Genomic DNA, 13,333 nt, shown 5'->3' on the forward strand with positions numbered 1-13,333 from the left:
CGGTTCACCGTGCGTGAGCGGTTCAGAGCACGGCGAGCGCCGCGGCGATGTTCCGGTCGGCCAGCTCGCGCATCCACCGCCGGTCCGGGAAGTCGGTCCCGGCGATCCGCAATGGACCCTCGATCAACGACAGCACCTGCGCGTACCGGTAGAACTCCAGCCGGTCGGCGTCGAGCGCGACCGGCCGCAGCGCCTGGTACGCGCCGCCGAAGCGCAGCCGGAGCCAGGCGTGCTCCCACTCGACGTCGAACCAGGTCAGGCCCTCGAAGTCGATCATCACCGGTTCGCCGGCCGGGGTGACGAGGACGTGGTCCGGGCCCAACTCGCCGTGCACCAGCGCGTACGCCCGTCGCGGCGCCACCCGCTCCCGCAGCTCGCGCAGGTGGGCGGCGATCCGGTCCCGCGCCGCCGCCGGCCGGGGGTCCCGGGCCGCGGCCCCGTCGAGGTGCGCCAACGCCCGGTCCAGGACGACCTCCTCCGCCGCCCGGGCGACGGAGGCCCCCGGGGCGTCGGTGAGCCGGCCGTACCGGGGACCGGCCGTGGTGTGCATCCGCCGCAACGCGTCCCCGAGCCGGGCCAGTGGGGCGGCGGCCCGGACCGGGTCGCGGGCCAGCAACGCCTCCAGCGTCACCCCGCCGGCGTCCTCGACCAGCGCGACGTCGGCGTCGAGGTGACGCCCGGCGAGGTCCACCGCGATCAGGTGCGGCACGCGCACCCCGGCGGCGGTGAGCGCGGCGTGGTTGGTGGCGAACAGGTCCGCGCCCGACGCCTCGGTGAACGGATCGTCCGGGACCGTCACCGACTCCGGCCAGTAGTTCTCCGCCGCCGACCAGACGTAGAGGACCACCGACCCGCCGTCGTCGAGCCCGATCCGGTACACGCCCTTGCGGGTCCCACCGGTGAGCCGGTCCAGCGCGGTGACCCGCCGGTCCCGGCCCAGCCGGTCGCGGACCAGGTCGCGGACGTCGTCCCGCCGCAGGAACGCCCGGGTCACGGTCGCTCCACCCGGACCGGGTCGCCCCGGACCAGCTCGTCGTGGATCCGCCAACGCGCCGTCGTGCCGGCGCGCCGGGCCGCGTCGTCGCCCTCGGCGATCCGCCGGCGCAGCAGGTCGACGGCGATCCGCCGGTTCAGGTGCAGGTGCCGTTCGGTGTCCACCACCACGGTCAGGCCGGATGGGCGGTGGGTCGCGCGGACCGCGGTGCTGGCCTTGTTCCGGTGCTGGCCGCCCGGCCCGCCGGTGCGGCACGGCACGATCGCGACGTCCGCCTCGCGGAACGGGGTCGCCGCCACGTCGGCCCGGTGCGCCCGGGCGGTGACGTACCAGTTCTTCCGCCCGTGCCCCGCACGGTAGGGGCTGGCCGCCTGCCAGCAGAGCGTGCCGGTCCAGCCGACGGCGAACTCGTCGGCGCCCGCGCCGGTGATCCGGACCAGCGCGGACCGGTGGGTGCCCGGGCGCTCACCGGGCACCGTCTCGACCCGGACCACGCGCAGGCCACGCCGGGCGGCGTCGGCCTCCAGGCGGGACAGCAGCCGGCCCAGCGCCCACGCGCACTCCTGCGGCCCACGCCCGGCGGACAGGAACAGCTCCGTCATCGCCGGCTCCGGCGGCGACCCGCGCCGACGTCCGGGGTCTTGTAGGTGACCAGCGGCACCGTGGTGGTGACCGGCGTGGCCAGGTCGTGCGCCACCAGGTCCCCGATCACCTGCTCGATGCGCTTGTACGCGGTCGGCGCCTCCTCGAACAGCAGCTGACGGTCGCCGCACACCACCAGCGACCCGACCGGCGTGCGGCGCAGCTCCTCGACGGTGTGCTTGGCGCGGCCGCGGCGCAGCGCGTCGGCGCGGGACATCTTCCGGCCGGCGCCGTGCGCGACCGAGTGGTTGGCGTCCGCGCCGGCGTGCGCGGCCACCAGGTAGGACGGTGTGCCCCGGGTGCCGGCGACCAGCACGTCCCGGCCGTCGCCCGGGGCCGCGCCCTTGCGGTGCAGGTAGCGCCCGTCGCGGATCTCGACCAGGTTGTGGCACTGGTCGACGACCGGCTCGGTCGGCTCGGCGCCCAGCGCGTACGCGACCCGGGCCGCGAGCAGCCGCCGGTTGAGCGAGCCCCACCGGACCGCCGCGTCGTGCCGGGCCAGGTAGGCGTCCGGGTCGGGCGCGGGGCCCGCCCCGTGCCGCTCGGTGTGCTCGCGCAGGATCCGCTCGCCCAGCCCGCGTGACCCGGAGTGCACCACCAGCACCAGGTCGCCGGTGGCCAGGCCGAGCCGGTCGGCGTGCTCCGGCGCGAGGACCGGGCCGACGCGGGCCAGCTCGACGAAGTGGTTGCCGCGCCCGACCGTGCCGAGCCCGTCCAGGTGACCGGCCGGCACGTCCCCGTCCAGCACCGACCAGGCCGGGTCCTCGGCGTCCCGGTCCGGGTCGAGCGCCCGGTCCAGGTCGGGGAACCGCGCGGCCAGCCGTTCGGGTACGGCCCGCCGCAGCGCGATCGGGAACACCGCGATGCCGCACCCGATGTCGGAGCCGACCAGGAACGGGTAGAGAACCGTCGACGCCATCGCGGCGCCGATCGGCGCGCCCTTGCCGGGGTGCAGGTCCGGCATGGCGGCGACGTGCGTCATGCCGTCCAGCGCGGCGACCTGGTGGCACTGGTCCAGCGCGGCGGACTCGATCCAGCTGCCGGGGGAGGAGAAGACGGAGACGGTGGCGGGCACGGCGGCCCGCCCGGAGGGGTGCACGGACACAGACGCTCGTTTCTGGGAGAGGCGGAGAGCGGCGAACGGCAGGCGGCTCGGCCTGCGGGCGGGGTGCGGTCCGTCAGAACGTCATGCCGACACCCTCCCGGATCCGATGCCGGACCGGCAACCGACTTTCGCACCGTCGACATCGGGCCACCGGATCCATAGACTCCGGTCTTTCTGGTACCACGAGTCCAGGGAGGACCCACGTGTCGAGCGAAACCCGACCGCACGTCGCCGTACCGCTGCTGGCCCGCCTCGCCGGGGTGGCGGTGACCGCCGCCGCGCTGGTCGCCGCCGGAGGTGTCGCCGCCGTCGCGGCCCCGGCCGCCGACCCCGCGCCGACCAAGGGGCCGTGCGCGTACACGCCGACGCCGGACGAGCCGGCCGCCCGGCCGGTGCCGCTGCCGCCCGATCCGCGGCGCACGCCGGACCGGGGGACGGTACGGGTGACCCTGCGCACCAACCAGGGCCCGATCGGGCTGACCCTCGACCGCGAGCAGGCCCCCTGCACGGTGCAGAGCTTCCTGCACCTGACCCGGCACCGGTTCTACGACCGGACGCCCTGCCACCGGCTCACCGCGTACCCGACGTTGAAGGTGTTGCAGTGCGGCGACCCGTCGGGGACCGGCGAGGGCGGCCCGGGCTACCGGTACCGCGACGAGTTGCCCACGGACCTGCCGCCGGCGCCGACCGACCCCACCGGGGTCCGCCGGCTCTACGCCCGCGGCACGCTGGCCATGGCGAACGCCGGCCCGGACACCAACGGCAGCCAGTTCTTCCTGGTCCAGTCCGACTCGGCGCTGCGCCCGAACTACACCGTCTTCGGGCAGATCGACGCGGCCGGGCTGGCCACGCTGGACCGGATCGCGGCCGGTGGCATCGCGGCCACCCCGGAGGACCCGGCGCCGGTCGACGGCGCGCCGGCCCTGCCGGTGGAGATCTGCCGGGCCAAGCGGGGCCGCTGACCGCCGGTGGCCCGGCGGGACGGCCGACGCCGATCCGCCGGGCCGCCCGGTAGCCTGCGGCAATGACGCACGAGCGGGAGATCACCGAGCCGGTCGACCTGTGCCGGCCGGACGGTCGGCTGAACCCGGCGGCGGTCGGCTGGAGCCGGCGCCCCCTGCACCGGTCCCACCTGCGCGGCTGGGGCCGGGCCAAGCGGTGGGAGCACTGGGGCGTGGTCACCCCGACACACGTCCTCGGCCTGGTCGCGTCCTCGCTGGACTACGCCGGCGTGCAGAGCCTCTACCTGCTCGACCGGCGCACCCGGCGGGAGACCGTCGCCGAGGCGGTCGTGCCGTTCGCCCGGGGTACGGAGTTCCCGCCGGTCAGCGGCGCCGGTCTGGTCCGGGCCCGCGGTGGCGGGCTGACCATCGACATCGACCAGGGGGCCGACGGCAGCACCGTGCGGGCCACGGCGCCCGACGTCGAGGTCGACCTGGTGGTGCCGCTGCCGCCGGGGCACGAGTCGCTCGGCGTGGTGGTGCCGTGGAGCACCCGCCGGTTCCAGTACACGGTCAAGGACGTCGGCCGCCCGGTGCGGGGCTCGATCCGCGTCGACGGCACGGACCACCCGGTCGGCGCCGACTCGTTCGCGGTGCTCGACCACGGGCGCGGCAAGTGGCCCTACGCGGTGCGCTGGAACTGGGCGGCCGGCTGTGGCCCGGGTCGGGCGATCCAGGTGGGCGGGAAGTGGACCGACGGCACCGGTTCGACCGAGAACGCGGTCTTCGTCGACGGCCGGCTGCACAAGATCGGCGCCGATCTCACCTGGCGCTACGACCGGTCCGACTGGCTGCGGCCGTGGCGGATCACCGGCGACCGGGTGGACGTCACGTTCCACCCGTTCCACGAGCGGGTGGCGCGCACCAACCTGCTCGTGCTGGCCGGGGAGACGCACCAGTGCTTCGGGCACTTCACCGGCTGGGCGGCCACCGACGACGGCGAGCGCGTCGATCTCGACGGCCTGACCGGTTGGGCCGAGGAGGCGCGCAACCGCTGGTGACAGGCGTCCCCGCCGCACCGCGCCGGTGCGGCGGGGACGCCTGCCGGGTGGTCAGGCCGGCAGCCGCCAGACCTGGTTGGCGCCGCCGAAGCAGTCCCAGATCTGCAGCCGGGTGCCGTCGGCGGAGCTGTTGCCGGTGGCGTCCAGGCACCGGTTGGACACCGGGTTGCGCAGCGTGCCGTTGCTCTGCGCCTGCCAGACCTGGGCGGCGGTGCCGTTGCAGTCCCAGAGCTGGATCTTCGTGCCGTTCGCGGTGCCGGCGCTGGTCACGTCGAGGCACTTGCCCAGCGCCCGCAGCGTGCCGTCGCCGGCCACGGTCCAGTTCTGCGCGGCGGTGCCGTTGCAACCGTAGAGCTGGATCGCGGTGCCGTTCGCGGTGCCCGCGGCGGCGACGTCGACGCACTTGCCGGCGATGCCGGTGATCGGCCCGGTGCGCCCGGACGGGGGCGGCGTGCCACCGCCGGTGACCGTGTCGTAGATCGCGCCGACCAGTGAGGTCGAGCCGGTGGTGTCCTGCGACAGCTCCCAGTTCATCATGCCGCCGGCGTTCGCCATGGCCCACTGCGTCTTGCGCCTGACAGTCGGGACGCCGTTGTAGCACTGCTGCGCGCCACCGGCCGTGGTGCAGTCCCGGTTGGCGTTGGCCGGGTCCATCCCGGCCAGCGCGGCGTAGGTGTAGTAGCCGGGCCGGCTGTAGAACGGCACGCCGAGCACCGCCTTGGCCGCCGGCAGGCCGCGTGCCTTCCACCCGTTGACGGCGGCGATCGACCAGTCGTAGTTGGCGTGCGGGCTGCCGCCGTCGTACGCCATGATGTTGAGCCAGTCGACCGAGCCGAAGACGGCGGTCGGGACGCCGGTGACGTAGTAGCCCTCGGCGACCACCGCGGCGGTGAGCAGCTTGCCCCGGCTGTGCAGGGCGCTGCCGAGCTGTTGCATCAGCAGCGTGTAGTTGTTGGCCGACGCCCCCGGGTCGGGATACTCCCAGTCGATGTCGACGCCGTCGAGGTTGTACTGGTTGACGAAGGCGACCACGTTGTTCACGAACGCGCCGCGGGCGCCGGAGTTGGCGGCGAGCGCCTCGAACGCGGAGTCGTCGCCGTCGTTCCAGCCGCCGATCGCGATGGAGACCTTCACGTTGTTGGCGTGCCCGAGCGAGACCAGCGAGGAGAGCTTGCTCGGGTTCTCCACCGCGCGCAGGCTGCCGTCGCCGTTGGGCAGCACGAAGGCGTAGTTGATGTGGGTGAGCTTGCCGTACTGGACGGTGTTGACGCTGCCGCTCCAGGACGGCAGGTAGCCGACGCTCTTGAAGTTGTTCGGCAGCACGACCGCCTCGGCGGCGGACGGGGCGAGGGTGAGCGTGGCGGCGGTGGTGGCCAGCGCGAGCGCACCGGCGGCGAGGCGGCGCCGGAGGTGGGGTCTGGGCATCGAGGGGCCTTCCCGGGGGACGGGGGTGGACAGGGGTCTTCCTCGAGGTGGACCAAATATTAAAGAGTATTAACTAAGCCGTCAACGATGTGCGTCGATGCACTACGCGGCGTACGCGGACAGGTGCGCGAGCTGCCCCGCCGGCCAGCCGGTGTTGGCGGCGAACCGCACCCGCAGGTGCCGGACGGAGGTGGCGGAGAACGTCACCGTCGCCTCGTTGCCGGTCGCCGGGTCGAAGCGGACGTCGGTCGGCCCGGTGAGCGTGGCGAAGTCGGCGCCGTCGACGCTGCCCTGCACGGACAGCGTCTGGGTCCGGGCCTCCCACCCGGGCGGCAGCGCGAGCACCAGGCGGGTGACCGGGTGGCTCGCGCCCAGGTCGACCTGCCACCACTGGGGAAACGCGCCGTTCGCCGACTCCCAGTAGCTGCTCCGGTCGCCGTCGACGACGTTGCCGGCGCCGTACGGGCCGTTCTGCTGGCTGCTCGCGGTCGCCGGCCGACCGACCGCCAGGTCCCCGGCGGGTGGCTGCCCGCCCCCGACCACCGGCGGGGTGGGGCGCGTCGCGGTCAGCGCCAACTGTCCCTTCAGCATCCGGCCGCCATCGGCGGTGATCCGCAGGTAGTAGTCGGCCGAGCAGGCGGTGCCGTCCTCGTCGAGGGCCCGGATCCCCACGCCCGCCGGGGTGGTCGCGCCGGTCTCGCTCGTCTTCGCGATCTGGTTGCCCTCGTTGAACTCGTCGAACATCGACACGTAGAGGCCGTGGGCGCCCAGCCGCACCATGTTGTACAGGTGCCGCCAGTAGAAGTCGCCGTGCCGGCGGTGCCCGGCGGACAGGTCGCCGGGCATCACACAGGGCTGGTAGTCGATGCCGTGGGCGGCGCAGTCGGCCAGGTCGGGGACATTGACGTTGTCGTGGAACCAGTCCAGCCCGTCGAGCGTGCCGGTGCGCCCGACCATCCACGGCGACAGCATGTCGAACGCCCGGTAGACGTCGCCGAAGCCGGGGCGGGAGTCGTTGATCCCCTGCCGCCAGTAGGTGGGCACCCCGCCGATCACGTAGCAGCCCTGCGCCCTGAGCCACCGCACCACGTCCAGGCAAGCGGCGGGGGCGAAGGGGCGGCCGTCGTCGGCGAAGCCGAATCCCCACACGCAGACGACCGGCCGGCCGTTCTGCCGGGCGTACGCCGGTGACGCGGTGTGCGCCGACATCCGGGTGGCCCAGTCCTCCTTGAGCTGTGACTGCATGGCCGTCCAGCCGGTGACGTCGTACATGACGTAGAACGTGCGGCCGAAGCGTTCGGCCGCCGACCGGACCTTCGCCGCCATGGCGTCGCGGGTCGGCCCCTCGTCGCCGAACGGGTTGAACCGTTGCAGCGCGACGGTGTCGCAGCCGTGCTCCCGCATCCAGCGGAAGTGGGTGTCCACGGTCTGCTGGTCGTAGGAGGAGAAGAGCGTGGCCGGCCGGCCGTCGCCGCGGTTCGGGTACGCGGTGGCGTAGCCGCGGTCGTACTCGCGCATGTCCGGCCAGGAGACGATGGTCGTGTTGGCCGGTGAGGGGGACTGGAACCGGTCCCGGCTCCAGTGCCACCAGCCGCCGATCGGGGCGCCGTCACCGGGGCAGCTGAACCAGCCCTGGTAGCCGACGGTGACCTTCCCGACCACGTCGCCCGGCGGGCTGGCGGCGGCGGCCGGAGCGGGGGAGAGCGCGAGGTCGGGCAGGGCGGCGAGCGCGGATCCGGCGAGCGCGGACCGGATCAGGGTGCGGCGGGAGGGCGCCATGGGACCGTTCCTTCGAAAGAGGGGGAAGAAATCGACGGCCATCATGGCATTAGGCGATGTTGTGCTGCAATAGTGAGACAGATCAATGAAAAAAGTGGCGAGGGGCGGCCCGCCCGTGGCGGACCGCCCCTCGCCGGTGCGTCGGTCAGGCGACCGAGGCCGGGAACCGCTCCCAGACCCGGTGCGCCGCCATCAACCCCTGCACGGCGGCGAGCACCTCCGCGCCGGAGTCCCCGGTGACCACGCCGGGCGAGCCGGCCACCCCGGTCTGCCGCAGCGCCTCCGCGCCGGCGCCCCACGCGCCGATCGCCTTGGCGTGCCGCCACGCCTCCTCGACCAGCAGCAGCACCCGCGGGTCGACGGTGGGTGAACCCGCCGCGCCGGCCTTGGCGTCGCGGGCCGGCAGCGCGTCCGGCGCCGGCGCCGGGGCGCCGGCCAGCAGGACCGCGTCGAACTCGACCGAGCGGGCGGTGGCGAACGTACGCTGCACCGGCAGCCCGCCGACCGTGCCGCCGTGCGCGGCGACCAGCAGCGGCACCATGCCGGCGGCGAACACCGCACGCTGGACCTCGGCGACGTCGTCCAGGTCGCCGTCCGCGTCGACGACGATGCCGACCATCCGGCCGTCGGCCGGCCACTCCCGGCCGACCTGGGACAGCGCCGGGCTGGGCTGCACCTCCGCCAGCGGCACGGTGGGCTGCGGCGCGGGCAGGCCCAGACCGGTGGCGACCTGCTCGCACAGCACCGGGTCGATGTTGGCCAGGCTCTGCAGCTGCCGCTCCTTGATCGCCTGGTGGTAGCACTTGCCCAGCTCGAACGTGTACGCCCGGACGATGTGCTCCCTCTCCACCGGCGACATGCTCGCCCAGAAGAGCCGGACCTGGCTGAAGTGGTCGTCGAAGGACGCCGGGGCGGCCCGGACCTTGGGCGCCTCGGCCACGGTCACCGGGACGTCGACGAACGCGTGCTCGCGGTCGCCGGCCGGGAACGGGTTGCCGCCGTCGAGCGAGTTCGGCCGGTACGGCGCCACCCCGGCGTGCACCGCCTGCTGGTGGAAGCCGTCGCGGAGCATGTCGTTGACGTCGGCGTGCGGCCGGTTGATCGGGATCTGGGTGAAGTTCGGCCCGCCCAGCCGGGTCAGCTGCGTGTCCAGGTACGAGAAGAGCCGGCCCTGCAACAGCGGGTCGTTGGTGACGTCGATGCCGGGCGGCAGGTGGCCCACGTGGAACGCCACCTGCTCGGTCTCGGCGAAGAAGTTGCGCGGGGTCCGGTTGAGCGTGAGCCGGCCGATCGGCTGCACCGGCGCCAGCTCCTCCGGCACGATCTTCGTCGGGTCGAGCAGGTCGATCCCGGCGAACGTCTCCTCCGGCGTGTCCGGGAAGACCTGGATGCCCAGCTCCCACTCCGGGTACGCGCCGGCCTCGATGGCGTCGTAGAGGTCGCGGCGGTGGAAGTCCGGATCGATCCCGTTGATCAGCTGCGCCTCCTCCCACTCCAGCGAGTGCACGCCGAGCTTCGGCTTCCAGTGGAACTTGACCAGCACCGTCGCGCCGGCCTCGTTCACCAGGCGGAAGGTGTGCACGCCGAAGCCCTCCATGGTCCGGTAGGACCGCGGGATGCCCCGGTCGGACATGTTCCAGATGGTGTGGTGCTGCGCCTCGGTGTGCAGCGAGACGAAGTCCCAGAACGTGTCGTGCGCGCTCTGCGCCTGCGGGATCTCCCGGTCCGGGTGCGGCTTGCCGGCGTGGATGATGTCCGGGAACTTGATCGCGTCCTGGATGAAGAAGACCGGCATGTTGTTGCCGACCAGGTCGAACGTGCCCTCGTCGGTGTAGAACTTGGTGGCGAAGCCCCGGGTGTCGCGCACCGTGTCGGCCGACCCGCGCGAGCCCAGCACGGTGGAGAATCGGACGAAGACCGGCGTCTCCCGGCCCTTCTTCAGGAACCCGGCGCGGGTGACCTCCTCGGCGGCGCCGTTCGCGACGAAGACGCCGTGCGCGCCGGCGCCCCGGGCGTGCACCACCCGCTCCGGGATCCGCTCGTGGTCGAAGTGCATGATCTTTTCGCGCAGGTGGTGGTCCTGCAACAGCACCGGACCGCGGGGTCCGGCCTTCAGCGAGTGGTCGGTGTCGCGCAGCCGCGCACCGTTGGCGGTGGTGAGATACGCCCCCTGCTGTCCCTTGGCGATCTTCGGGACGCCGGTCTCGGCGCCGGTCGGGGTGCGGGTTTCCGGTGCGCCCTGCTCGTCCTTGGGCGGCAGCGGGCCGTGCGGCGCGGTGGGCTCGTCGAGCGACGGCGGCGCGCTGCCCGGCGCGCCCGGCACGTCCGGGGTCAGCGCGTCGCCGACCTTCTCGACGGCGGCTTCGACGACACCCTTGACGACCTGGGCGGGCTTGCTGGATTCCATCAGGACCTGTCCTCCCTGCGGCGAAATGACCAGGTCCTCAGGCCCCTACCCCGGGTCGGGCCGGGCAAACAAGGACGAACCGGCGGGCACCGCGACGGCGGTCACCACCAGTCCGCGTGCGACCAACCAACGGCCGGCGAGCGCGCGCAGTGGTGGGCCGCCGTCGGCGCGGGCGCCGCCGACCAGCACCCGGGCGACGAACCGGCCGCCCGGATCGATGGTCAGCTCCGCGTCCTCGAAGCCGAGCCAGCGCCCGGTCAGCGGGTACCACGCCTTGTAGACCGACTCCTTGGCGCTGAACAGCAGCCGGTCCCAGTGCACCGTCGGGTGGGCGGCCCGCAGGCCGGTCAGGTGCTCCGGCTCGCCGGCGGTGGTGACCGCGCCGGCGACCCCGTCGGGCAGCGGCTCGTGCGGTTCGGCGTCGATGCCCAGCCCGGCCAGCGTGGCGCCCGGAGCCACCGCCGCCGCCCGGTAGCCGGCGCAGTGGGTGATGCTGCCCACCACCCCGGCCGGCCAGAGCGGCTCCCGGCGTGGACCGGGGCGGATCGGCGCCGGGGCGTACCCGAGTTCGGCCAGCGCCTCCCGCGCGCAGCGCCGGGCGGTGACGAACTCCCGACGGCGGCCGTCGACCGCGCGGGCGACCAGGTCCTCCTCGCCGGGGTACGGCGGCTCGCCGGGCACGTCGGCGTACGCCTCGACCGCGACGGTGCCGGCCGGCAGCAGCGCCTCGATCACGTGTCGTCGCCGAGGACGCGTCGCATCGGCCGGGGCTCGCCGCCCCGCCGCCCCCACTCGCGCGGGTAGCCCAGCGACACCTCCTCGAAGCGCACCCCGTCGTACCGGGTGGTGCGGGGGATGTGCAGGTGCCCGTAGACCGCGACGGCCGCCCGGTGCCGCACGTGCCAGTCGGCGGTGCGGTCGGTGCCGCACCACTGGGCGAACTCCGGATACCAGAGCACCTCGGTGGGCTGGCGGACCAGCGGCCAGTGGCTGACCAGCACCGTCGGCAGCGCCGGGTCGGTGGCGGCCAGCCGCCGCTCGGTCACCGCCAGCCGGGCCCGGCACCAGGACTCCCGGTCCGGGTACGGGTCGGGGTGCAGCAGCATCTCGTCGGTGCACACCACGCCGGCGGCGTAGGCGGCGGCCAGCGAGTCCTCCTTCGTGGTGGTGCCGGGGGCGCGGAAGGAGTAGTCGTAGAGCACGAACAGCGGCGCCACGGTGACCGGCCCGCCGACGCCCCGGAACACCGGGAAGTCGTCCTCCGGGGTGAGTACGCCGAGGTCGCGGCACATCCCGACGAGCGCCTCGTAGCGCGCCACCCCGCGCAGCGTCACCGGGTCGGTGGGATGGGTCCACAGCTCGTGGTTGCCGGGCGCCCAGATGACCGTGGCGAACCGGTCGCGCAGCAGCCGCAGCGTCCGCTCGACGTCGGCGAACACCTCGCCGACGTCACCGGCGACGATCAGCCAGTCGTCCGCCGTCTCCGGCCGCAGGCCGTCCACCACGGCCCGGTTCTCCGCGTACGACACGTGGAGGTCACTGACCGCGTAGAGCGCACCCGTCACCCGGCCGATCTTGCCAGCGGCGGTTCGGAATGACCAGCGATCAGGTCGGCGATCCGGTCGGTGGCGCGCAGCAGCTCCCGGGCGATGCCCGGCTCCGCCGCCGAGTGCCCGGCGTCCGGCACGATCCGCAGCTCCGCCTCCGGCCACCGCCGGGCCAGGTCGTACGCGGACACCGGGGGGCAGCACAGGTCGTACCGGCCGTTGACGATCACGGCGGGCAGGTGGCGGATCCGGTCCACCCCGTCGAGCAGTTGCCCCTCGGCGAGGAAGCCGCCGTTGTGCGCGTAGTGGGACAGGATCCGGGCGATCGGCAGCGCCTGTTCGTCGGCGGTGAGGTGGGCGAGCAGCTCCGGGTCGGGCCGCAGCGACGAGTTGACCGCCTCCCACCGCCCCCAGGCCCGCGCGCAGGCCCGGGCCTGCGCCTCGTCCGGGCCGTGCAGCCGTCGGTGGTAGGCGGCCAGCACGTCGTCCCGCTCGGTCGGCGGGATCGGGGCGACGAACCGGTCCCACTCCTCGGGTTGCAGGTGGCGCAGGCCGCCCTGGTAGAACCACTCCCGCTCGCCGCGGCGCAGCAGCAGCACGCCGCGCAGGACCAGACCGGTCACCCGCTCCGGGTGGGTCTGGGCGTAGGCCAGCCCGAGCGTGGCCCCCCACGACCCGCCGAAGACCATCCAGGAGGCGATCCCGAGGTGCCGCCGGATCGTCTCCAGATCGGCCACCAGGTGCCAGGTGGTGTTGGCCGCCAGCCCGCCGAACGGGGTGCTGCGGCCCGCGCCGCGCTGGTCGAACAGGACGGCCCGGTAGCGCGCCGGGTCGAAGAACCGCCGGGCCGCCGGCACCAGGCCGCCGCCCGGCCCGCCGTGCAGGAAGACCAGCGGTACGCCGTCCGGCGGCCCGACCTCCTCCACGTGCAGGACGTGGCCGTCACCGACCGGCACGCGGTGGACGGCGTACGGCTCGACGGGCGGGTGCAGGCCGACTCCGGTCATGCCCGCTGATTCTGCCGGCCCGGCCCGCGCCGCGCGGGCCGGTCAGCAGGCGACGTTGCCGCCGAGGTTGTCGAGCAGGGCGTCGGCGACCCAGCCGGAGACGCCGGTGGTGGTGTCCTTGAGATAGGTCCAGGTGTAGGTGGTGTGGCCGTTCGCGCTGACCCGGTCGCCGCTGGCGAAGCAGTGGAAGTCGACGCTGTGGCTCAGCTGGCCGTAACCGCGGGAGGAGCAGGTGGTGTGCGGGCCGGTGCGGATGTTGACGTTGGTGGCGTTGAAGAGCTGGCCGAACTTCGGGTCCACGTTGGAGTGCGAGTGACTGCAACTCGCGCTGGCCGGTGCGGCCGAACCGACCACCGCGACACCCGCCGCGGCGACGGTCAGGATGACGGCCGCGCCGATCGAGGATGCTTTTCGCATGTCCACCA

The 13,333-nt window shown here is 74.1% G+C and carries 12 protein-coding genes; 2 read left to right on the forward strand and 10 right to left on the reverse strand.

Annotation, left to right across the window (positions count from 1 at the left end):
* Window positions 1-22 precede the first annotated feature (22 nt).
* From O7600_RS28885 to O7600_RS28895, 3 genes are read right to left on the reverse strand one after another with little or no spacing between them, the layout of a single operon-like run.
* Entirely contained in the window at window positions 23-994 is a 972-nt protein-coding gene (locus tag O7600_RS28885; RefSeq protein ID WP_281591513.1) for a phosphotransferase, read from the reverse strand.
* Window positions 991-1,596 carry a peptide chain release factor H gene (prfH, locus tag O7600_RS28890; protein ID WP_281591514.1) on the reverse strand — a complete coding sequence of 202 codons (606 nt, stop codon included), beginning with the start codon at window positions 1,594-1,596 and terminating at the stop codon, window positions 991-993. The genes O7600_RS28885 and prfH overlap by 4 nt, the downstream gene beginning before the upstream one ends.
* Window positions 1,593-2,741, reverse strand: coding sequence for an RNA ligase RtcB family protein (locus O7600_RS28895; protein ID WP_281591515.1), 1,149 nt, complete (start codon window positions 2,739-2,741; stop codon window positions 1,593-1,595). The genes prfH and O7600_RS28895 overlap by 4 nt, the downstream gene beginning before the upstream one ends.
* A gap of 203 nt (window positions 2,742-2,944) precedes the next feature.
* Between O7600_RS28895 and O7600_RS28900 the strand changes: the two genes are divergently transcribed.
* On the forward strand, window positions 2,945-3,703 hold the full coding sequence (locus tag O7600_RS28900) for a peptidylprolyl isomerase (protein WP_091578725.1): 759 nt from the start codon (window positions 2,945-2,947) through the stop codon (window positions 3,701-3,703).
* A gap of 62 nt (window positions 3,704-3,765) precedes the next feature.
* Window positions 3,766-4,743, forward strand: a complete 978-nt coding sequence (locus O7600_RS28905) for a DUF2804 domain-containing protein (protein WP_281591516.1) — start codon at window positions 3,766-3,768, stop codon at window positions 4,741-4,743.
* Between the two features lie 51 nt (window positions 4,744-4,794).
* Here O7600_RS28905 and O7600_RS28910 read toward each other — a convergent pair whose 3' ends face one another.
* From O7600_RS28910 to O7600_RS28940, 7 genes are all read right to left on the reverse strand, one after another.
* The gene (locus O7600_RS28910; protein ID WP_281591517.1) at window positions 4,795-6,168 is read right to left on the reverse strand and encodes a glycosyl hydrolase family 18 protein; all 1,374 of its coding nucleotides are present in this window, start codon (window positions 6,166-6,168) and stop codon (window positions 4,795-4,797) included.
* Window positions 6,169-6,270: 102 nt separating this feature from the next.
* A complete protein-coding gene (locus O7600_RS28915) occupies window positions 6,271-7,947 on the reverse strand; it encodes a discoidin domain-containing protein (protein WP_281591518.1) in 1,677 nt (558 codons plus the stop codon).
* Window positions 7,948-8,092: 145 nt separating this feature from the next.
* Window positions 8,093-10,354 carry a catalase gene (locus tag O7600_RS28920; protein WP_281591519.1) on the reverse strand — a complete coding sequence of 754 codons (2,262 nt, stop codon included), beginning with the start codon at window positions 10,352-10,354 and terminating at the stop codon, window positions 8,093-8,095.
* Between the two features lie 45 nt (window positions 10,355-10,399).
* On the reverse strand, window positions 10,400-11,089 hold the full coding sequence (locus O7600_RS28925; RefSeq protein WP_281591520.1) for a 4'-phosphopantetheinyl transferase superfamily protein: 690 nt from the start codon (window positions 11,087-11,089) through the stop codon (window positions 10,400-10,402).
* Window positions 11,086-11,919, reverse strand: a complete 834-nt coding sequence (locus O7600_RS28930; RefSeq protein ID WP_281591522.1) for a metallophosphoesterase — start codon at window positions 11,917-11,919, stop codon at window positions 11,086-11,088. Before O7600_RS28930 ends, O7600_RS28925 begins: the two co-directional genes overlap by 4 nt.
* Window positions 11,916-12,908 (reverse strand): prolyl aminopeptidase, encoded by a 993-nt coding sequence (gene pip, locus O7600_RS28935; RefSeq protein WP_281591523.1) that lies wholly within the window; start codon window positions 12,906-12,908, stop codon window positions 11,916-11,918. Before pip ends, O7600_RS28930 begins: the two co-directional genes overlap by 4 nt.
* A 42-nt stretch (window positions 12,909-12,950) precedes the next feature.
* A complete protein-coding gene (locus tag O7600_RS28940; protein ID WP_281591524.1) occupies window positions 12,951-13,325 on the reverse strand; it encodes a hypothetical protein in 375 nt (124 codons plus the stop codon).
* Window positions 13,326-13,333 lie beyond the last annotated feature (8 nt).

Source organism: Micromonospora sp. WMMA1998 (genome assembly GCF_027497375.1).
In the GTDB taxonomy this organism is placed as follows: domain Bacteria; phylum Actinomycetota; class Actinomycetes; order Mycobacteriales; family Micromonosporaceae; genus Micromonospora; species Micromonospora sediminicola.

Excerpts from the sequence above, each read along its gene's own strand:
- O7600_RS28920 (WP_281591519.1), bottom strand. The coding sequence starts at position 10,354 with ATGGAATCCAGCAAGCCCGCCCAGGTCGTCAAGGGTGTCGTCGAAGCC.
- O7600_RS28910 (WP_281591517.1), bottom strand. The coding sequence starts at position 6,168 with ATGCCCAGACCCCACCTCCGGCGCCGCCTCGCCGCCGGTGCGCTCGCG.
- O7600_RS28905 (WP_281591516.1), top strand. The coding sequence starts at position 3,766 with ATGACGCACGAGCGGGAGATCACCGAGCCGGTCGACCTGTGCCGGCCG.
- O7600_RS28915 (WP_281591518.1), bottom strand. The coding sequence starts at position 7,947 with ATGGCGCCCTCCCGCCGCACCCTGATCCGGTCCGCGCTCGCCGGATCC.
- O7600_RS28940 (WP_281591524.1), bottom strand. The coding sequence starts at position 13,325 with ATGCGAAAAGCATCCTCGATCGGCGCGGCCGTCATCCTGACCGTCGCC.
- prfH (WP_281591514.1), bottom strand. The coding sequence starts at position 1,596 with ATGACGGAGCTGTTCCTGTCCGCCGGGCGTGGGCCGCAGGAGTGCGCG.
- pip (WP_281591523.1), bottom strand. The coding sequence starts at position 12,908 with ATGACCGGAGTCGGCCTGCACCCGCCCGTCGAGCCGTACGCCGTCCAC.